Origin of the sequence: Rhodoferax fermentans (assembly GCF_002017865.1) — a bacterium.
Taxonomy (GTDB): Bacteria; Pseudomonadota; Gammaproteobacteria; order Burkholderiales; family Burkholderiaceae_C; genus Rhodoferax; species Rhodoferax fermentans.
Genome location: NZ_MTJN01000002.1, coordinates 16645 through 36064 on the forward strand (window position 1 = coordinate 16645; position 19420 = coordinate 36064).

The following is a 19420-nucleotide window of genomic DNA, read 5'->3' on the forward strand; positions in this document are numbered from 1 at the left end:
CCAGGCCACGGCGGGCCTGACATAAATCAACTCAGCCGGAAAAATCACATGATAAATTGGCTTCTAGCCCTTTTACCATAAGGGCTATTAGCTACGACTTAAATAGCGCTTAGAGCTTCGGCTCAACCCAGGCCAACACACTGGCCAGCGCGTCTGCCAATTTGGCGGGTTCGGTGCCACCGGCCATGGCCATATCGGGCTTGCCGCCGCCTTTGCCACCGACCTGCGCCGCGACAAAGTTCACCAGCTCACCGGCCTTGACCTTGGTCGTGGTGTCAGCGGTCACGCCGACAGCGATCTGCACCTTGGCGCCGTCGACCACACCCAGAACCACCACCGCGGTTTTGAGTTTGTCCTTGAGTTTGTCCATGGTGTCGCGCAGTGTCTTGACGTCGGCACCTTCCAGGCGCGCCACCAGCAGCTTGACACCCTTGATCTCACGCGCCTGGCTCAGCAGTTCGTCACCCTGGGCAGAAGCCAATTTGCCTTTGAGGGCGGCCAGTTCCTTGTCCAGGGCCTTGACGTGCTCCAGCACCGAGGCAATCCGGTCGTTCACCTCGGCCACTGGGGTCTTCAACACAGCCGCAGCATGGCCCAGGCTGTCTTCCAGGTGCTGCAAATAATGCAAAGCGTTTTCGCCAGTCACGGCCTCAATCCGGCGCACACCGGATGCCACACCGCTCTCGGCCACGATCTTAAACAGACCGATGTCACCGGTGCGCTGCACATGGGTGCCACCACACAGCTCACGGCTGCTGCCGATGTCGAGCACCCGCACCGATTCGCCGTACTTCTCACCAAACAACATCATGGCGCCGGTTTGTTGGGCCGATTCGATGTCCATCACACGCGCTTGCGTCGCGGCATTGCTCAGGATTTCGGCATTCACGCGGGCTTCGATCTCACGGATTTCGGCGTCGGTCACCGGGGCGTTGTGGGCAAAGTCAAAACGGGTGCGCTCAGCATTGACCAAACTGCCCTTTTGCTGCACATGGCTGCCCAGCACCTCGCGCAGCGCCTTGTGCATCAGGTGGGTGACCGAGTGGTTGCGCTGGGTGGCCACCCGCAGGCTGGCGTTCACATGGGCTGTGACACCGTCGCCCACTTTGAGGCTGCCGGTTTTGAGCACACCGTGGTGGCCAAACACGTCGGCCTTGATCTTCTGGGTGTCGGCCACCTCGAACAAGGCGTGGTCCGAGAAGATGGCGCCAGCGTCACCCACTTGACCACCACTTTCGCCGTAGAACGGGGTGCTTGCCAGCACCACCACACCAGATTGACCTTCATTTAAGGCCTCAGCCCTGGTACCGTCTACGTAGATAGCTACAACTTCGCTAGTGGTTGTGAGGTGGTCGTAACCGACAAACTCGTTGCCAGCACCGGTGTACTCCAGCGCCTTGTCTTGTTTGAACTTGCCAGCGGCGCGGCCCTTGGCTTTTTGCGCTTCCATGGCAGCCTCAAAACCAGCGGCGTCCACCGTCACACCGCGTTCACGGCAGACGTCATTGGTCAGATCCAGCGGGAAGCCAAAGGTGTCGTGCAATTTAAACGCCACCTCACCCGGCAGCAACTTGACGCCGTCCACCAGAGCGTCGTCCAGAATCTGCATGCCGGTGGCCAGCGTCTCGTAGAAGCGTTCTTCCTCAACACGCAGCACCTCCATGATGCGATCCGCTTGGGACGCCAGGTTGGGGTAAGCCACCCCCATTTGCGCCACCAGATCGGGCACCAGTTTGTGGAAAAACGGCGTTTTTTGGCCGAGTTTGTAGCCGTGACGGATGGCGCGGCGGATGATGCGGCGCTGCACGTAGCCCCTACCCTCGTTGCTCGGCAACACGCCGTCGCTGACCAAAAATGCGGTGGCGCGGATGTGATCGGCAATCACCTTGAGTGAAGGGTTGGCCAGGTCGGTGGTGTGGGTTTCACGTGCGGCGGCTTTGATCAGCGCCGCAAAAATGTCGATTTCGTAGTTGCTGTGCACGTGCTGCAGGATGGCGGCCAGGCGCTCCAGGCCCATGCCGGTGTCCACACAGGGTGCGGGCAGCGGCGTGACCGAGCCGTCCTCGGCCATGTTGAACTGCATGAACACGTTGTTCCAGATCTCGATGAAGCGGTCACCGTCTTCGTCGGGGCTGCCCGGGGGGCCACCAGGGATGTGGTCGCCGTGGTCGTAAAAAATCTCGGAGCATGGGCCACAGGGGCCGGTGTCGGCCATCATCCAGAAGTTGTCTGACTTGTAGCGTGCACCCTTGTTGTCGCCAATACGGATCACACGCTCAGGCGGCAGGCCAATTTCCTTAGTCCAGATGTCATAAGCCTCGTCGTCTTCGGCATAGACCGTGGCCAGCAGGCGCTCTTTGGGCAGCTTGTAGACCTCGGTCAGCAACTCCCAAGCCCACTTGAGCGACTCACGCTTGAAGTAGTCACCAAAACTCCAGTTGCCCAGCATCTCGAAAAACGTGTGGTGGCGTGCGGTGTAGCCCACGTTTTCCAGGTCATTGTGTTTGCCACCGGCACGCAGGCAGGCTTGTACCGAGGCGGCGCGCACATAAGAGCGTTTGTCGGTGCCCAGGAACACGTCCTTGAACTGCACCATGCCCGAGTTGGTGAACATCAGTGTCGGGTCGTTGCCGGGGACGAGCGGGCTCGACGCCACCACGGTATGGCCTTTGGAGGCAAAGAAGTCGAGGAAGGTCTTGCGGATGTCGGCAACACTGGCCGGGGTGGCAATTGAATTCATGGCTTGGAAAACCTGGTTGACAGAATGAGGACGGGCATAAGCAGAAGCAAACCCGCCACGAGAGCAGGCGCGCAAAGGTCAAAGTATCTGATTTTAGGGGATCAACCTGTTTTGCACTGTGCCTCCAAAAAGGCAAACAGCGCTGGCTCGTCACAGAAGATCACATTGAAGCGTATCCAGGGGCTGGTGCGCAGGTCGGGGCTGAACAGATGTCCCGGGCCCAGCAAAATGTCCTGTTCAGCCGCTTTGTAAGCCAGCTCCGCCGAGTCCTCCAGAGCCGGATGCCTGGCCCACAAGAAAATGCCAGCCTTGGGTTCACAAAATATCTCAAACCCGGCCTTGAGCAAGAGGGAGGCGGTGGCCACATGGGCCTTGGCGAGGCGTTCGCGCAGACCCTTGACATGTTTGCGGCAGCGGCCATCGGTCAGGGCACCGTGGGCCAGGCGTTCACTGAACTCGCTTGAGGTCAGGCCTGAGATCATCTTGAGCTGAGCCAGGTCTTCCAACAGGTCCGGGCTGGCCGCCACATAACCGACACGGATATTGGGTGAAATGGTTTTGGAGAAGCTGCTGATGTAGATGACGCGGTTGAGCTGGTCCAGACTGGCCAGGGACGGACGGGGCTCCGGGTCCAGATCGGCGTAAATGTCGTTCTCGACCACCAGAAAGTTGTGTTTGTCGGCCAACTGCATCACCCGGTGCAGATGCGAGAGCTGGGCAATCGAGCCCGTCGGGCTGTGCAGCCGTGGCTGGGTGAAAAACACCTTGGGTTGTTCTTCAATCACCAGCCGTTCCAGCTCGGCCAGATCGTAGCCGTTGGGTGTGCGTGGCACACCAATCAGGCGCGCGCCCAGGAAGCGAAGTGAAAACAGCAGGTTCGGGTAGCCCGGATCATCCACCAGCACCGCGTCGCCCGGGCGTATCAGTCTGCGCGCCACCAGGTCCATGGCCTGGCTGGAGCCCTGGGTCAATAACACCTGCTCGGGCGGCACCGAGATTTCCTGCTCTGCCAGCATCTCACACACCAGTTGGCGCAAAGGAGGGTATCCCTTGGGTTCACCATAACCACTGAGCTCCGTCTCTTCGGTGGCCAGACTGCGCAGCGCCCGGCGCACACCGTCCTGAAACAACCAGTCTCCCGGCAGCCAGCCGCAGCCCGGCTTCAGCCGCAGCGCCCGGTTCTCAAAAATGCGGCGCAGGTACCACATCGAATCAAAGTTGAAGTTCGGGCCGTCACCTGCCACCGCTGCCACCGACAGCGGTCGGTTCTTGACAAAAAAACCCGAATGCGGCCGGGAAGAGAAATAACCCTGGGCCACCAGGCGGTCATAAGCATCGACCACGGTGAATACGCTCACATTGTGGGCGTGGGCAAACTGGCGGATGGACGGTGCCTTGGAGCCGGGCCGCAGTGAGCCGTCTTCGATGTCAGCGCGAAAACCTGCCACGATCTGCAGGACCAGGGGTGTGGAACTCTGGGGGTTCAGTGTCAACATGAGCAATCTGTTGGGTGGGCGGACGATGGCCACATTGTCCAGGCTCATGCCCCGATACGGCGTGTTCAATGTGTCCATCCCAAGGAAATAGCACGGCCTGTGCCAAGTGTGTTTGTCATAGGGTTGCACTGTATTGTGTGCGGGACCTGCACAGTACATCCTCAAAATAGTCCTGACTGTATATGGTTGATCCAGATCAACAACTCTACAGTGCATCAACTGTGTTTTCTAAATCACCCACTGCTTAGGAGAAGTATGTTGACCAAAACCCTCAAAACCAATGCCGACCTGATGGCCCGCCGCAGAGCCGCCATTCCCCGTGGTGTGGGCCAAAGCCACGAAGTGTTCATCGCGCGGGCCGAGAACGCCGAGATCTGGGACGTGGAGGGCAAACGCTACATCGACTTTGCCGGTGGTATTGCGGTACTCAACACCGGCCATGGTCGCCCCGAAATCAAGGAAGCCGTCAAGGCGCAGATCGACCTGTTCACCCACACCTGCTTCCAGGTGCTGGCCTACGAGTCCTACGTGGAACTGGCCGAACGTTTCAACACCCTGGCGCCCGGCGACTTTGCCAAGAAGACGCTGTTTTTAACCACGGGTGCCGAGGCCGTGGAAAACGCGATCAAGATCGCCCGCTCACACACCAAACGCAGCGCGGTGATTGCCTTCACCAGCGGCTACCACGGCCGCACCCTGCTCACCCTGGGACTGACCGGCAAGGTGGCACCGTACAAAACCGGCTTTGGCCCCTTCCCTGGCGAAATTTTCCACGCCCAGTTCCCCAACGAAACCCACGGCGTGAGTGTGGATGACTCAATCGCCTCCATCGAATCGATCTTGAAGAACGATGTCGAAGCCAGCCGCGTGGCAGCCATCATTGTGGAACCAGTGCAAGGTGAAGGTGGCTTCAATGTGGCGCCCACAGACTTTTTGCAACGTGTGCGCGCCCTGTGTGATCAACACGGCATTTTGATGATTGTGGACGAGATCCAGACAGGCGCTGGCCGCACCGGCACCTGGTTTGCCATCGAACACAGCGGTGTGGCCCCCGACATGATCACCATGGCCAAGTCCATGGCCGGTGGTTACCCGATCTCGGGGGTGGTGGGTCGTGCCGAAGTGATGGACGCACCCGCAGCGGGCGGCCTGGGCGGCACCTATGCTGGCAGCCCGCTGGCTTGCGCCGCTGCGCTGGCGGTGCTGGATGTGTTTGAGAAAGACAACTTGCTGGAACGCAGCCGCAGCATGGGTGCCCACATGGTCACGCGTCTGGAAGCGATGGCGACCAAAGACAAACGCATTGCCGCCGTGCGCGGTCTGGGTGCGATGGTGGCCTTTGAGTTGTGCAAGGACGGTGATGTGCACCAACCCAGTGCAGAACTGGCCAAAGCGCTGGCAGCGGAGGCCACCAAGCGTGGCTTGATCCTGCTGACTTGCGGCACGTACGGCAATGTGGTGCGTATCTTGGTGCCTTTGACCGCCAGCGACGCCATCGTGAATGAGGGCCTGGACATCATCGAAGCCTGCCTGGCAGCAACGGCCTGACTGGCACACTATTTGCGTAGCTAAAACAGCTTGTAGCCCTTATTCCATGGGCTTAGAGTGCTTTTGAAAGAATAGCAAATAATGGCCTTATCCGAACCCCTGGTCCGCTTCTCCGGCATTCAAAAGACCTACGACGGCAGCACCCTGGTGGTGCGTGACCTGAACCTCGATATCCAGAGTGGTGAATTTTTGTCGCTGCTCGGGCCATCGGGTTCGGGCAAGACCACCACGCTGATGATGTTGGCTGGTTTTGAGTCGCCCACCGCCGGAGACATTTTGTTGAATGGCCGCCAGATCACCGGCACGCCACCACACAAACGCAACTTTGGCATGGTGTTCCAGAACTACGCGCTGTTTCCCCACATGAACGTGGCGCAAAACGTGGCCTACCCGCTCACGGTGCGCGATGTGCCCAAGGCCGAGCAGGAGCAACGTGTCAAGAAGGCGCTGGACATGGTGCGCCTCTCGGGCATGGGGGACAGGTTGCCGGCCCGGCTCTCAGGTGGCCAACAGCAACGTGTGGCGCTGGCGCGGGCCTTGGTGTTCAACCCGCAACTGGTGCTGATGGATGAGCCGCTGGGTGCGCTGGACAAACAGCTGCGTGAACACATGCAGATCGAGCTCAAGGAACTGCACCACCAGCTGGGTGTGACCTTTGTCTACGTGACCCACGACCAGGGTGAGGCCCTGACCATGAGTGACCGCGTGGCGGTGTTCAACGAAGGCATCATCCAGCAGCTGGCCGATGCCCAGTCGCTGTACGAGACCCCCTCCAACCGCTTTGTGGCCGGTTTTGTGGGCGACAGCACGGTGCTGCGCGGCACGCTGGGGCAGGATGCCAGCAGCATCCACCTCACTGGCCTGGGGGTGAGCCTGCGCGGACTCAACATCAACCAGAGTACCAGCGGCGCAAAGGTGGAGGCCTGTGTCCGCCCTGAACGTATTGCCTTGTCCCTGGACGCACCCAGCCCATCCAACTGCCTGACGGCCCAGGTGGTAGACATCGTTTATTACGGTGACCATGTGCGCCTGTTGTGCAAGCTGGGGCCCGAGCAGCCCCAGGCGGTGGTCAAACTCGCATTGATCCACCCCTGTGCCCAACACCCGCCCGAGCCTGGCAGCACGGTGTACCTGGCGTTCCCGCCCGAGTACACACGCATCTACGCCGTGTGAGCTGTTGGCACTTCCGTTTTCCCTCCCTGCCCTTCACCCACTACCCAAAGGAACTGTTCCCCATGAAAAAAAGCCTGATCGCACTGGCATCCCTGTCAGCCTGCCTCACCCTGTCGGCGCACGCGCAAGAAGCCATCACTGTGGTGAACTTCGGTGGCGCCAATGCCAATGCCCAGAAAGTGGCCTATTACGAACCGATTGCCAAAGAGGGCATCAAGGTGACCGCTGTGGAATACAACGGTGAACAAGCCAAGATCAAGGCCATGGTCGACACCAAGAACGTGACCTGGGACGTGGTCGAGGTGGAATCCCCCGACGTGGCCCGTGGCTGCGACGAGGGCCTGTTCGAAAAACTCGATTACAGCAGGATTGCCCCCAAGGCTGACCTGTTGCCCTCTGCGGTGAGCGAATGCGGCGTGGGTGTGTTTGTCTGGTCCACCGTGATGGCCTACAACGGCGACAAACTCAAGACCGCCCCCACCAGCTGGGCCGACTTCTTTGACACCAAAAAGATCCCCGGCAAACGCGGCATGCGCAAGGGTGCCCGCTACAACCTCGAATTTGCCCTGCTGGCCGACGGCGTGAAACCGGCTGACGTGTACAAGGTGCTGGCGACCAAAGACGGTGCCGAGCGTGCCTTCAAGAAACTGACCGAACTCAAACCCAGCATCCAGTGGTGGGAAGCCGGTGCCCAGGCACCCCAGTTCCTGGTGGCCGGTGACGTGGTGCTCTCGACCGTCTACAACGGCCGTGTCGACGCTGCCAACCGCGAAGGCCGCAACCTGCAGATCTACTGGCCCGGTGGCATTTATGACCTGGACTACTGGGTGATCCCCAAGGGCACGGCCAAAAAAGACGCCGCCTACAAGTTCATCGCCTACGCCTCCAAGCCGGAAAACCAGGCCGTCTACGCCCAGAACATCGCCTACGGCCCGACCAACAAGAAGGCCCTGGCCAAGCTGGACAAGAAGGTGCTCGACAACCTGCCCACCTCGGACAAAAACGCCAAGGACTCGCTGCAGTTCAACACCACGTTCTGGGCTGACCAGGGCGAGGCTTTGGAAAAACGTTTCGCCGCCTGGGCCACCCAGTAAACCGCCGCAGCTCAGGAGCAGCCCACCATGCCGATGCCAACCAGTGCCAACCCGCCCTTGGGCGACCTGCGCGCCGCACTCGCGCGTGCACAGTCACGCCGCAAATGGCGGGCCTTCACGCTGACGGTGCCTTTGCTGGTGTTTCTGCTGCTGACGCTGCTGGTCCCAATAGCTGCGCTGCTGATGCGTGCGGTGGAAAACCCTGAGGTGGCCAAGGCCCTGCCCACCACGGTCAAGGCCCTGGCCACCTGGGACCGCCAGTCCCAACCCGACGCTGGCGCTTATGCAGCGCTGGTGAAAGACCTGTCCCACCTGCCAGACACGTCGGACGCGGGCGCCCTGGCGCGCCGCCTCAACACCGAAGCGCCCGGTGCCCGCTCACTCATCATGGGCGCCTACCGGGCCCTACCTATCGAAGGGGATGCAGAAGCGGTGCGCCAACAACTGCTGGACAAAGACCCGCGCTGGGCAGAAACAGAATTCTGGCAAGCCATCGCCAAAAACGGCTCACGCTGGACACCCGACTACCTGCTGGCGTCGGTCGATCTGCGCCGCGATGCCCAGGGTGATATTGCGCGCATGCCCGAAGAGCAACGCGCCTATGGCGGCATTTTGCTGCGCACCTTCCAGGTCAGCCTGATCATCACCGTGATGTGCCTACTGCTGGCCTACCCGCTGGCCTACTGGCTCTCCACCCTGCCCGAGCGCCAGGCCAATCTGCTGATGATTGTGGTGCTGGTGCCGTTCTGGACCTCGATCCTGGTGCGCGTGGCCGCGTGGATTGTGCTGCTGCAGTCCGAAGGGCTGATCAACACCGCCTTGATCGACATCGGTGTCATCAGCAAGCCGCTGGAGCTGCTGTTCAACCGCACCGGCGTGATCATTTCCATGACCCATATCCTGCTGCCATTCATGATCTTGCCGCTCTACAGCGTCATGAAAAGTGTGCCCCCGACCTATGTGCGTGCTGCGGTGTCGCTGGGCAGTGCGCCGCTGGCCGCCTTTGCCCGCGTGTATGTGCCACAAACCCTGCCCGGCGTCGGTGCAGGTGCCCTGCTGGTGTTCATCCTGTCGATTGGTTACTACATCACACCGGCCCTGCTCGGTGGTGCCGACGACCAGATGCTGAGTTATTACATTGCCCGTTACACCAATGTCGAAGTCAACTGGGGCATGGCCTGCGCGCTGGGTGCCCTGCTGTTGGCCACCACCATGCTGCTCTATGGTGTGTACCGCCGTCTGGGCAAGACCGACCTGGCCCTGGCCTAAAAGCACTGTGATCGGAAGACCCCCATGTTCAAGCTGCCCCAATTTCCTCTGTACTACACCCTGGCCGACAAGGCGGGCTGGTGGCTGCTGCGCCTGGTCTGCGTGGCGGTGCTCATCTACCTGCTGGCCCCGATCCTGGCCATCATCCCGCTGTCGTTTTCCAGCAGCTCTTTCCTGAGTTACCCCATGCCGGGTCTGTCGCTGCGCTGGTATGAAAACCTCTTCAACGCACCCGAGTGGGCCAACGCCACGCGCAACAGCTTCATCGTGGCGCCTGCGGCGACCATCATCGCCACCGTGCTGGGCACACTGGCCGCCGTGGGACTGGCGCGCACCGACTTCCGCTTGAAGGGCCTGCTCATGGCGGTGCTGATTGCACCCATGGTGGTGCCGATCATCGTGGTGGGTGTGGCCACCTACCTGTACTTTGCGCCGCTGGGCCTGACCGACACCTATGTCGGGCTGATTGCGGTGCATGCCGCCTTGGGCGCCCCCTTTGTGCTGACCACGGTGCTGGCCACACTGGCCAACTTCAACGACAACCTGATCCGCGCCTCACTGAGCCTGGGTGAGACACCGTTCAACACCTTCCGACGCATCACCCTGCCGGTGATTGCACCGGGCGTGATCTCGGGCGCGCTATTTGCCTTTGCCACCTCGTTCGACGAAGTGGTGGTGACCCTGTTCCTGGCCGGGGCCGAGCAAACCACGCTGCCGCGCCAGATGTTCACCGGCATCCGGGAAAACATCTCGCCCACCATCGCGGCCGTGGCCACGCTGCTGATTTTGTTCACCACCAGCCTCTTGCTGGTGCTGGAGTGGTTGCGTGGGCGGCGGCGCTAGGCCGATCTGTGGTCTCTACCATAGTATTGTATTGATAGCTGTTAGCCCTTATTTCATAAGGGCCAGAGACCAATTCCATTCATATCACTGCCTGCTGAATGCCCAAGTAAAAACAAGCTATCCATGACCCCAGCTGCTCCCAAAAACCAGCCCTTGCCTGGCAATGCCATGCCGCGTTTTGGCGGCATGGCCAGCATGATGCGTCTGCCGGTCGCCACAACGCCGCAGGCGCTGGAGATCAACAGCGGCTGCTACGGGCTTAACATGGTGTGCTGTGATCTGGTCGAGGTGTCGCCACCGTATGACACGTCTGGCAACACCGCCTGACTAGGCGCCAACCTGCTGTTCGAGATGTTGTGTGTGTTGCCTGGGGTACTCAGGCGCTAGCAATTCAGAAGCTACTCGCCCTTATTGAATAAGGGCTAGATCCGCATTTTTTATACATTCAGGAGTTTTCATGTCAACCACGCTTTCCCCTCTGTCCCAGCTCAAAGACCCCAGCCTGCTCAAGACGGACGCCTTGGTTAACGGCACCTGGGTCACGGGTGCCGGCCGCTTTGATGTGCTCGACCCCGCCACCGGCCAGAAATTGGCCGACGTGGCCAACCTGGGCGCGTTGGATGCCGAAGCCGCCATCGCCGCCGCCAATGCGGCCTGGCCAGCCTGGCGCAGCAAAACTGCCAAGGAACGCAGCATCATCCTGCGCAAATGGTTTGATTTGCTCATGGCCAACCAGGACGATCTGGGCCGCATCATGACCGCCGAACAAGGCAAACCCCTGCCCGAGGCCAAGGGTGAAGTCGCCTACGCCGCGAGTTTTGTGGAATGGTTTGCCGAAGAAGCCAAACGGGTCAACGGCGAAACCCTGCCCCAGTTCGACAACAACCGCCGTTTGCTGGTATTGCGCCAACCGATTGGGGTGTGCGCTGCGATCACGCCCTGGAATTTCCCGATTGCAATGATCACGCGCAAGGTGGCCCCGGCCCTGGCTGCGGGTTGTACCGTGGTCATCAAACCGGCCGAACTTACTCCCTTGACCGCACTGGCCGCCGCCGAACTGGCGATCCGCGCGGGCATCCCGGCCGGTGTGCTCAACATGGTCACCGCCGACGCCGACAACTCGATTGCGGTGGGCAAGGTCTTGTGTGCCAGCGACATCGTGCGCCACATCAGCTTCACCGGCTCCACCGAAGTCGGTCGTATCCTGATGGCACAGTCCGCCCCCACGGTCAAAAAAATGTCGCTCGAACTCGGCGGCAATGCACCGTTCATCGTGTTTGACGATGCCGACATTGACAGCGCAGTGGAAGGCGCTTTTGCCAGCAAATACCGCAACGCCGGCCAGACCTGTGTCTGCTCCAACCGGATCTATGTGCAGGCCGGTGTCTACGACGCGTTCGTGGCCAAATTTGCGGCCAAGGTCAAGACCGCCAAGGTGGGCAACGGCTTTGACGACGGTGTCAACCAGGGCCCGCTGATCGAAGAAGCCGCGCTGCAAAAGGTGGAGCGCCATGTGCAGGATGCATTGGCCAAAGGTGGCCGACTGGTGGCCGGTGGCAAGCGACTCACCGGGCAGTTCTTCGAGCCCACCGTGGTGGCTGATGCCACGGCTGACATGTTGTGCGCCCGAGAAGAGACGTTTGGCCCGTTTGCCCCGGTGTTCAAGTTCAACACCGAGCAGGAAGCCATTGACGCAGCCAACGCCACTGAATTCGGCCTGGCCAGTTATTTCTATACCCGAGACGTCGGACGCATCTGGCGCGTCAGCGAAGCGCTGGAATACGGCATGGTCGGTGCCAATGTTGGCATTCTGGCGACCGAACACGTGCCTTTTGGTGGTGTCAAACAGTCCGGCCTGGGTCGTGAAGGCTCACACCACGGCATGGATGATTACGTGGAAATCAAGTACCTGTGTATTGGGGACATCCTGAAGTAAACACCGAGCTTGCCAACCCGTTGGGCCAGCCGGGAGCATGGGCGTTATTGCAGACCCTGGCGGGTGTTGGCGTGGCGAACCTTGGCAAACAAAACCACTTGGGTGGGTACCTCCTGTGTGCCAAAACGTGTTTTGTAACGGGACAGGAAAGATCGGTAGAGCCCGTACTTGAAGTAGATGCCCGCGCCCGAAGTTGTGCTGCCAGTGGTCTCGTATCGGAGGTCACCGTTGACGTAGACCCTGAAAAACCCGTCGAGCTTGTCCCACTTGGCATGCACCTCGATGTGATGCCAGCGCCCGAGCAAATCGTCCTGACTGATCAGCGGCACGTGCTCGGTGCTGTGGCCAAAATTCTTGTCGATCAGCAAACCACCGGCATCGTTCTGAAACATGAACGCGGGTGATCTGCTGTTACGCTGGTGAAATTGCCCGAAGGCCACTTTGGCCGGATAAATATTGGGATGGTTGGGCGGCAGATAAAAAGACCAGCCATACCAGTATTCGCTGCCGAGTGGCGCACTGCCGTTTTCGGACAGCTCCGAGCGTTCACGGTCACTGTCGCAGTCCGACCAGCCGGGTTGCGCGCCACAGTCACCCGACCTGACTTCAAACCGCTCGACCTTGGCGCTGGGCGCACCAGCGGTGTTGTCTTCCACCAGCGTGTAGCCATAAGCCGAGGTGTTCAAACTGCGCTTGAAGGACCAGGGGGCCAACTCCTGGGCCTGCGCAGTCAAAGTACAAATGACAAACAGCCCGATTGCCAAACAGGTGATCCAACAGTTCGGTCTCACGGTGGCGCTGCTGTCAAGCGTTGGCTGTGGTGTGTGGTGCTGTTTCAAAATCACATCAACAGGTTTGCTTGGGTGCCCCGCACTTGGGGGTTAAAATACCGGAGTACGCGGGTGTAGTTCAATGGTAGAACGGCAGCTTCCCAAGCTTCATACGAGGGTTCGATTCCCTTCACCCGCTCCACATCTAGATAAGTCATTGATTTCAATTAAGAAAACAAGATTTTACACCGTGGCTACAGCTCACTTATACAAAGGTGCGCTGTGCAAAATCGCTTTCATCAGGCACCTGCGTTACCAGAACAACGGTGAAGGTCGCCAGAATCTTCAGGCCGAAGTCGCGCAACGCTTGCGTACCCTGACCGGCCGCGATTGACCGCCCCCGGTGTTCTTGCGTATTTCGGCCAAAGAAGCCACTTTAGCCAGAGCAAGACCGTCATCAGTTTCGACTTAAAAAGGCCAGCCAGCGGTTTCGATCGAATGAAGCTACCCGATGCGGCGAGCCAACGATGTCACCGGTTATGGCGCCTAGCATTGAAAACATTCCTAGGTTTCTGATTTTTCGGTTCTGCAGCTCAGTCCAGGTTGACTTGGTGTTGCCAAGACCAAACTTCAACATGCTGGCAATCCTGGAGCAACAAAGTCAAGTTGCCAGTCAGAATTTAGAACTTTTTTACTCCGCGGATTGACGCAGTGCATGCCAGCAGCGGTTGGGACAACGGTTGGCATAGCCCCAGCTTCGAACACGGTTGGGACAATGGTTGGGACAATGGAGCGATTAGACGACAACAAAGAAAAAGGACTTAGGGCATTTCTGCTCTAAGTCCTTGATTTTATTGGTGTGAAAGGATTCGAACCTTCTACCCCTTGCACCCCATACAAGAAATTTCACGTTTTTTGCCGTCCAATAGCATTCAGGAAAACACATTTCTTCTTTACAAATCAATAGCTTGTGAACTTTCACCGTCCAAAGCCATCCAAGCACATACAATGAAATCCGCCGAGAAACGGCAACCGAACGGCAACCAGGAATTAGAGTTTTGTTTCATGCAAGGGGTAGTTGATGGGCATTATCACTGACCGACAGATGCAGGCAACGGCCACCACAGGTGATGTATGGATCACCGAAGACGGCCCGCGCGGTGCTGGTCGGTTCCTGGCACGCATCACCTCCCGAGGTGAGCGTGCCTTCTATTTCCGCTACACCACCAGCGACGGAAACCGCGACACCCTGCCCATTGGCACCTATGACCCCAAAGGTGCCGTTGGACTGAAGTTGGGTGAAGCCCGGGCCATGGCAGGCCAGTGGTCCAAGATATACCAGTCTGGCATCAAAGACCTGCGGCGTCACTTTGCGAAAGTGGAGGCTGACAAGATTGCAGCCACACAAGCGCTTCAAGTCCAGGTGGATCTTGATACCAAAAAAACGCAGCTGGAGCAGCAACGTCGCCTGACTATTCGTCAGCTGTTTGACCGTTGGGCAGCCACGGAACTGACGCCCCATCTGCGCACTGATGGCAAACGAAGCGGCAGAAAGGACGGCGGCCAATACAGTCGCGAACAATTTGAACGACGCATATTTCCAGCTCTGGGGGACGTCGCTGCCGTCGAGGTGCGTAAAGCAGACCTGCTGGCCATATTGGATGCCGTCAAGGCGGAAGGCAAATTGCGCACTTGCAATGTACTGTTGACTGACTTGAAGCAGATGTTCCACTTTGCCCTGGCGCGCGAAATCGTTGATCGCAATCCCCTCGATACGATCACCAAACGCCAAGCGGGTGGCGCAGAAACTGAACGTGAAAGGGTCTTGTCTGTTGACGAAATCTCAGCTTTGGCCAAGCAACTGCCAAAGGCCAACATGGGCGCACGCAGCGAACTTGCTATATGGATCGTTCTGGCGACAGGCTGCCGTGTTGGCGAACTCATGAATGCCCAGTGGTCAGATATCGACATGGTGGCACGCACTTGGCATCTGCCGGACACAAAAAACCAGCGACCACATACGATCCACCTGAGTGACTTTGCTCTGGAAAAATTCGCCTCTCTCCAAGCCTACCGGGAGAGCGTACCGTGGGTTTTCCCCAATACAAAAAGCACCAGCCCTGTTTGCGTCAAGTCTTTTGGCAAACAACTTGCCGACCGTCAACGCACTCCGGACAAGCGCCTGATGAATCGTACTGCGGCCACCGATTCGCTCATTTTGTCCGGAGGCAAATGGACTGCTCATGATCTTCGGCGAACGGCTGCCACATTGATGGCCGGTTTAGGTATTGGCAGCGATGTGATCGATGAATGCCTGAACCACATGATTCAAAGTCGTGTCACTCGTATTTACATACGTGACCGTCGTGAAAGCGAACAAGCACGAGCGTTCGACACTTTGGGTGTCAAGCTTACGCAATTGTCAGCAGTTGTCCACGTATGACCAACTGTCTTGCGTCAATCAAGCATCGCTCCGATTCTCTCTGTGCACGCACAAGACCTGCAAAGCCATCTCTCTTGACGAGATGGATCGCGCTGTTCCCTAGGTTCACTTGTTGAACCTCATTGCTCCACATTGCCCAGAGGGTCGAAACGGTTGCCCGCCATTTCTCTGGAGGTGATGCTGCGCACCCACTTTCTGCAGCAATGGTTCAACCTGTTGGACCCAGCGATGGAAGAAGCCTTCTTCGACATCCCACTATACCGGGAATCTGTGGGTCTGAACGACAACTCCCGCCTGCCCGATGAGAGCACCCCCTGCGCTTTGGACATCTGCTGGAAGAACACCGCCTGTCTTCCACGATGCTTGCAGAGGTGAACGCTGTCTTGAGCTAGCGTGGTTTGATGCAAATAGATGGCAGTGTCATTGATGCCACCCTGATTGCAGCGCCGAGCTCCACCAAAAACAAGGACAAAGCCCGAGATGCACTCCAGCCTGATACGCAACCAACGGCACTTCGGCATGAAGGCACATATTGGCGAGGATGCCGACCCTAGCTTGGTGCTTACGGTGCGCTACACCAGTGGTCACGCGCATGACATCACCCAAGTCCAGCGCTTTCTGCAAGGACAAGAAACAGCGGTATGGGCAGATGCCGCGTACCAAGGTGTTCAAAAGCACCCAGGGGCTGCCCCCAAAGTGATTTGGCATGTCGCCATGCGCCCAGGCAAGTACAAACCGCTCAAACACGCGGATCAAATGGGAGAAATGTTGAAGCAGGCTGAGAAGCCAAAGGCGGCCAATCGTGCCAAGGTGGAACACCCCTTTTGGGTGAACAAGCGCCAGTTTGGCTAGATGAAAACCGGTTACCGAGGTTTGAAGAAGAACGCGGCGCAGATCGCCACGCAGTTTGCGCTGTCCAATTTGTGGATGGCGCGTGGCGATTTGATGGCTGCTCAGGCATGAGTGCGTCTGAAATGGCTCAAGGAGGCCAAAACGGGGTGGAAAAAGTCCCGCACCCCCCGGAAAATGGGGTTCGAATGAGCCAAACCAGCGTCCAAAACCAGAACGACGACGAGGATCTATGCAGTAACACGTCTGGGTTTGAGTTGTTCAGACCTTCCCTAACGACATTACTATGGCTCAAATACAACAACGCGATTTTTGATCGCTATCGCGGATTCAGATAGTCCAGAGCATATCAGCAGTGGGTTCGTTGGGCTTCAGCGACACATGTACGAAACATGGATAAATTAGGAAAAAATATGAATGCTCTTGAAGCACTTAGGAACAGACAAGAAAAGAAAAATATCTCGAATGCATTGTCAAAAATTTATGAAAAATTAAATATTTACTTCATGCAATTAAGATCAACCGGTGATTTCGCAGAATTCAAAAAGATAATAGAAAATAAAATTAATGAAAAATATACAGCAGACGATATGGTTATAGAATTTTATCCAGAGTATTTAACCCCAAATGGAAGAGATAACGATTTAATGCCAGTAGCTTTCACCACCGCATATTGTATCGAAGCACAAAGAGCAATAGAGCAAAACGGAGAAAACAAGAAAGCATGGGAATGCATTTCAAAATCAAATGTATATTTCAATGCAGATCGATTAGAGCAATTAATTAGAAAAAAGTTAAAAAAAGATAAAACAACCAATGAAATCCGAAGCAAAGGAGGCAAACAAAGGGCCAACAGCTTTAAACTCACAAAAGATGAAATAATTAGATTACTAAAAATTAGATGCCCTACAGCTGGTTGGAAAAGTATCCCAGATGCAGCCAGATCAATAAAAGGATATGTTTTAGATTTCAATCGAAAAAATCTAATCAATCTGAGTGAAGTTGGCCTCCTTAATCAAATAATTATTTGGATGCGAAAAGATCATGAAATATCTCCCGCAATCCAATCACTTCTAACCAAGAATATTATTAAAACAAAAAGCAAACTGCAGTAATCCTACAGAGAGAAAGTCAACATTTTCATTCTACCAATCCACACTAGCAAACAATGCGATTAAGGTTACTGGGTTCATATTTTCCAATATTTCTTGGTCGGCCTATATTACCTTTCTTAGGCTCAGGCATATTCCCCTTACCAAAAACTCTACCATTGCCAGGAGTTACCATCTTGATGTAGTAGTCAGTTTTCGTCATATACATTGCAGCTTTTCTAAGGCCTTTTCTTGTATCTGAATCGCCATGACTCACCATTCCAATGCCACATGACTTATAAGAGGACTTGTTGGCATTGCAGTTCCAATACAATCCTTTGCCATTTGTAATGGTTTTACTCCAATATTCACCGATCATTCGGGCAATAGTAATATCTTCCCGAACAATTGATCCATCCAGAAGCAGCAGCATGTGATAGTGGTATGACTTTTCAAGGCCATACTCTAGCTTCCATGCAAAGCCAACCATGCTATTTTTCGGCAATGATCTTTTCATGTAAGCCACCAAGGTTTCACGATGCAACTTGACTTCATCGTGCTTGATAGCACCTTCAGTATTAGAAGGCCAGCATTGATCTTTCAAATAACCAAAATCAATCCTTAGAACTAACAGTCGAGAATGCTTCTCGAACTGCTTGTCAATGTATTTCACTAATTCTCGATAATTTTTATTTGATGAGCGTTCAAAGTCATTTATCTTTTTCTTAAATTTGCTGCTATTACCAATCTTTCGGAGTTCACTCACCAATCCGTTTAGCGTATCACAGCGTGCAATTACCTCATCACAGCTCATGACATGCGCAAGCCATGGCATCCCAAAAAGATACCGTGCTTCAGCAAGTTTGATGTACAAATCGACATAGGGGTTGAATTGATGCATGGGATAATGCTGCTTCAACTCATCAGTATTCATTTTAAGACTATTTATTATTAAATTGCCAATTTTTGCAACGTGAATATAGCTACCATTTTTAAAGCGATTCTCTTTGACCGAGAAATAGTTCTCGTTTGATTTAATAATTTTATCCACTAGAAACTCCATATTCCAAATGTAACCTGCAAGATCCCATTCACGTGTAATTTCACGTCGAGTTACCTCATTTGTTTTTGTATAGGCGTAAGTGCTCTCACATAACGCCAAACCAAGTTCATTTCTTAAATTATTATTCATTAAAGCTTTCTGATGAAGGTTAATTTAAACCTGTAATGTATTTGTATATTGTCTTATATTTATTTCTGAAATAAAATGTTGAAAGATATATCTATTTATTATATAAACTACAAAATTCCTATGAAATTATTGATCGATGTTTATTGATTACTATGAGTAAGGTATCGCTGCCTCAAGCTCATATGTTTTCTGATTAGGATTAAAAAGTTAGTGCAAAATTCGTCTATTTCCGCACCTCCTTACCTATAGCAGACATAGCTGCTTCAACAGGGTGGCGGACTACTGACATTTGGTACCCTCCATTGCTGAACTGGCTGCTATGCGGCCGAGTACCCATTGATTAACAGCGTCAGCGTCAAAACCGATTGCAGATGCTCCCAACTTGAACGGACGCGGAAAATCCTTATCGAACCGCGGTGAGGTTATTGTTATTTTTTCGTACAACGAGCTTCTTGATATCTGCAGTCGCTCACAGACCTGTTTTAGACGCAATATTTTTAGATTCGGCGTTGTTGTTTCTGGTCCCATTGGATTACCTCTCTGGATGTGATTTGTTGCGTTGAAACCGATTGTTCTCGTTCGTTTCACTCCATTGGTATGGGTGCTGAAAAGGTTTTTTTTACTTTTAGTACACCTGTGTGTTTTTGACGAAAAGTGTCTGAGGACACATGTCGTGGTGCGCTTTACAGCTTGTCCACGGTGCCATGAGATCGAAGCCGACACGCCGGAGCTGACCCAACGTAACTAGCTGAATAGACTGCTCACCGTTTGTTGGCTTGGTCTATGCAAGCCAACAAGAGCAAAGGGGGACAGGCGGCCAATGGCAATCAGCGTGTCAATCCGCCGTGCGACTGATCACCATTTTTTTGCAGCACACTTTTCTCGTAAACCATTAGGCGTGCCGATGTCGTGGAAAGCTATTCCTCCGCCCAAGTTGGCTTTACACAAGGTGTTCGCTGGCGGCATTTCCGTTCAG

14 protein-coding genes, 1 tRNA gene and 2 pseudogenes are annotated in these 19420 nt (G+C 55.6%); 12 read left to right on the forward strand and 5 right to left on the reverse strand.

Annotation, left to right across the window (positions count from 1 at the left end):
• Nucleotides 1-109: 109 nt before the first annotated feature.
• Both alaS and RF819_RS00205 read right to left on the reverse strand, forming a co-directional pair.
• Nucleotides 110-2731, reverse strand: coding sequence for an alanine--tRNA ligase (alaS, locus tag RF819_RS00200; protein WP_078366686.1), 2622 nt, complete (start codon nucleotides 2729-2731; stop codon nucleotides 110-112).
• A 110-nt stretch (nucleotides 2732-2841) separates the two neighbouring features.
• The gene (locus RF819_RS00205) at nucleotides 2842-4236 is read right to left on the reverse strand and encodes an aminotransferase-like domain-containing protein (RefSeq protein WP_078366687.1); all 1395 of its coding nucleotides are present in this window, start codon (nucleotides 4234-4236) and stop codon (nucleotides 2842-2844) included.
• A gap of 255 nt (nucleotides 4237-4491) precedes the next feature.
• Between RF819_RS00205 and gabT the strand changes: the two genes are divergently transcribed.
• The 7 genes and pseudogenes from gabT to RF819_RS00240 all read left to right on the forward strand — a co-directional run bounded on the left by gabT (nucleotide 4492) and on the right by RF819_RS00240 (nucleotide 12099).
• Entirely contained in the window at nucleotides 4492-5784 is a 1293-nt protein-coding gene (gene gabT, locus RF819_RS00210) for a 4-aminobutyrate--2-oxoglutarate transaminase (RefSeq protein WP_078363119.1), read from the forward strand.
• Between the two features lie 81 nt (nucleotides 5785-5865).
• The gene (locus tag RF819_RS00215; protein WP_078363120.1) at nucleotides 5866-6957 is read left to right on the forward strand and encodes an ABC transporter ATP-binding protein; all 1092 of its coding nucleotides are present in this window, start codon (nucleotides 5866-5868) and stop codon (nucleotides 6955-6957) included.
• 62 nt (nucleotides 6958-7019) lie between these two features.
• Nucleotides 7020-8051, forward strand: coding sequence for an ABC transporter substrate-binding protein (locus tag RF819_RS00220; RefSeq protein WP_078363121.1), 1032 nt, complete (start codon nucleotides 7020-7022; stop codon nucleotides 8049-8051).
• A gap of 27 nt (nucleotides 8052-8078) precedes the next feature.
• On the forward strand, nucleotides 8079-9320 hold the full coding sequence (locus tag RF819_RS00225; protein ID WP_078363122.1) for an ABC transporter permease: 1242 nt from the start codon (nucleotides 8079-8081) through the stop codon (nucleotides 9318-9320).
• 24 nt (nucleotides 9321-9344) lie between these two features.
• A complete protein-coding gene (locus RF819_RS00230; protein ID WP_078363123.1) occupies nucleotides 9345-10163 on the forward strand; it encodes an ABC transporter permease in 819 nt (272 codons plus the stop codon).
• Nucleotides 10164-10319: 156 nt separating this feature from the next.
• A pseudogene (locus RF819_RS21995) lies at nucleotides 10320-10490 on the forward strand (arginase family protein); the annotation flags it as partial.
• Between the two features lie 130 nt (nucleotides 10491-10620).
• Nucleotides 10621-12099 (forward strand): NAD-dependent succinate-semialdehyde dehydrogenase, encoded by a 1479-nt coding sequence (locus RF819_RS00240; RefSeq protein WP_078363124.1) that lies wholly within the window; start codon nucleotides 10621-10623, stop codon nucleotides 12097-12099.
• 44 nt (nucleotides 12100-12143) lie between these two features.
• Here the strand turns inward: RF819_RS00240 and RF819_RS00245 are convergent, their stop codons facing one another.
• Entirely contained in the window at nucleotides 12144-12863 is a 720-nt protein-coding gene (locus tag RF819_RS00245; RefSeq protein WP_158081205.1) for a heparin lyase I family protein, read from the reverse strand.
• Between the two features lie 134 nt (nucleotides 12864-12997).
• Here RF819_RS00245 and RF819_RS00250 point away from each other — a divergent pair.
• The 5 genes and pseudogenes from RF819_RS00250 to RF819_RS20795 all read left to right on the forward strand — a co-directional run bounded on the left by RF819_RS00250 (nucleotide 12998) and on the right by RF819_RS20795 (nucleotide 17276).
• Nucleotides 12998-13071, forward strand: a tRNA-Gly gene (locus RF819_RS00250).
• Between the two features lie 48 nt (nucleotides 13072-13119).
• A complete protein-coding gene (locus RF819_RS21200; RefSeq protein WP_158081206.1) occupies nucleotides 13120-13263 on the forward strand; it encodes a hypothetical protein in 144 nt (47 codons plus the stop codon).
• Between the two features lie 687 nt (nucleotides 13264-13950).
• The gene (locus RF819_RS00255; protein WP_078363126.1) at nucleotides 13951-15312 is read left to right on the forward strand and encodes a tyrosine-type recombinase/integrase; all 1362 of its coding nucleotides are present in this window, start codon (nucleotides 13951-13953) and stop codon (nucleotides 15310-15312) included.
• 4 nt (nucleotides 15313-15316) lie between these two features.
• A pseudogene (locus tag RF819_RS00260) lies at nucleotides 15317-16275 on the forward strand (IS5 family transposase).
• A 278-nt stretch (nucleotides 16276-16553) separates the two neighbouring features.
• A complete protein-coding gene (locus tag RF819_RS20795; RefSeq protein ID WP_143541535.1) occupies nucleotides 16554-17276 on the forward strand; it encodes a hypothetical protein in 723 nt (240 codons plus the stop codon).
• A gap of 43 nt (nucleotides 17277-17319) precedes the next feature.
• Here the strand turns inward: RF819_RS20795 and RF819_RS00265 are convergent, their stop codons facing one another.
• Together RF819_RS00265 and RF819_RS22000 are read right to left on the reverse strand one after the other, a co-directional pair.
• Nucleotides 17320-18444 (reverse strand): YagK/YfjJ domain-containing protein, encoded by a 1125-nt coding sequence (locus RF819_RS00265; RefSeq protein ID WP_078363127.1) that lies wholly within the window; start codon nucleotides 18442-18444, stop codon nucleotides 17320-17322.
• Between the two features lie 279 nt (nucleotides 18445-18723).
• A complete protein-coding gene (locus tag RF819_RS22000) occupies nucleotides 18724-18972 on the reverse strand; it encodes a helix-turn-helix transcriptional regulator (protein ID WP_078363128.1) in 249 nt (82 codons plus the stop codon).
• Between the last annotated feature and the right edge of the window lie 448 nt (nucleotides 18973-19420).

Coding starts and splice junctions, on each gene's coding strand:
- RF819_RS00265 (WP_078363127.1), bottom strand. CDS start 18,444: ATGAATAATAATTTAAGAAATGAACTTGGTTTGGCGTTATGTGAGAGC.
- RF819_RS20795 (WP_143541535.1), top strand. CDS start 16,554: ATGGATAAATTAGGAAAAAATATGAATGCTCTTGAAGCACTTAGGAAC.
- RF819_RS00205 (WP_078366687.1), bottom strand. CDS start 4,236: ATGTTGACACTGAACCCCCAGAGTTCCACACCCCTGGTCCTGCAGATC.
- RF819_RS00225 (WP_078363122.1), top strand. CDS start 8,079: ATGCCGATGCCAACCAGTGCCAACCCGCCCTTGGGCGACCTGCGCGCC.
- gabT (WP_078363119.1), top strand. CDS start 4,492: ATGTTGACCAAAACCCTCAAAACCAATGCCGACCTGATGGCCCGCCGC.
- RF819_RS00255 (WP_078363126.1), top strand. CDS start 13,951: ATGGGCATTATCACTGACCGACAGATGCAGGCAACGGCCACCACAGGT.
- RF819_RS00240 (WP_078363124.1), top strand. CDS start 10,621: ATGTCAACCACGCTTTCCCCTCTGTCCCAGCTCAAAGACCCCAGCCTG.
- RF819_RS22000 (WP_078363128.1), bottom strand. CDS start 18,972: ATGGGACCAGAAACAACAACGCCGAATCTAAAAATATTGCGTCTAAAA.
- RF819_RS00230 (WP_078363123.1), top strand. CDS start 9,345: ATGTTCAAGCTGCCCCAATTTCCTCTGTACTACACCCTGGCCGACAAG.
- RF819_RS00220 (WP_078363121.1), top strand. CDS start 7,020: ATGAAAAAAAGCCTGATCGCACTGGCATCCCTGTCAGCCTGCCTCACC.
- RF819_RS00215 (WP_078363120.1), top strand. CDS start 5,866: ATGGCCTTATCCGAACCCCTGGTCCGCTTCTCCGGCATTCAAAAGACC.